The sequence below is a fragment of the Litoribacter ruber genome, assembly GCF_018500185.1.
Lineage (GTDB): Bacteria > Bacteroidota > Bacteroidia > Cytophagales > Cyclobacteriaceae > Litoribacter > Litoribacter ruber.
In genome coordinates this window covers 1-367 of the sequence record NZ_JAHBGI010000061.1, presented here as the reverse complement: position 1 = coordinate 367, position 367 = coordinate 1, and the positions used below count along the sequence as shown (strand labels likewise).

Annotated in this window: 1 protein-coding gene; it reads left to right on the top strand. The window is 45.2% G+C overall.

The window, feature by feature from the left end; genetic code table 11:
• A partial coding sequence (locus tag KIH41_RS18080; protein WP_214163345.1) for a hypothetical protein occupies positions 1–367 on the top strand: 367 nt, incomplete at both ends.

Below are 367 nucleotides of genomic sequence, written 5' to 3'. Positions count from 1 at the left end.
ACTTCAAAGAACTTTCAAGCAGGCTTTCCTGCTTATAGCGGCTGTTTTTCAAACCCGTGTCTTGATTTTTTTCCCGATCGCTTTCGAACGGGTTGCAAAGGTAATCCAATGTTTTGGTTCCGCAAGCCTTTTTCTGTTTTATTTTTTTTCCACCGGGTGTTGCCGGCAATAACAGGGCATTGGGGGACAGGCAGCTTTTTGCCTGCTTTTGTTTTTTTGTGTGGAAAAGAAGGGGGTATTTTGGGAATCCCGGATCCTATCAATGTTTTTTCTTTCCGAAAGTTCGCCATGCGGCGGCTTTTTTTTAAGGGAAAAGAAAAAAAGTGGGCGGCGACCTACTCTCCCGGATGTGACTCCAGTACCATCG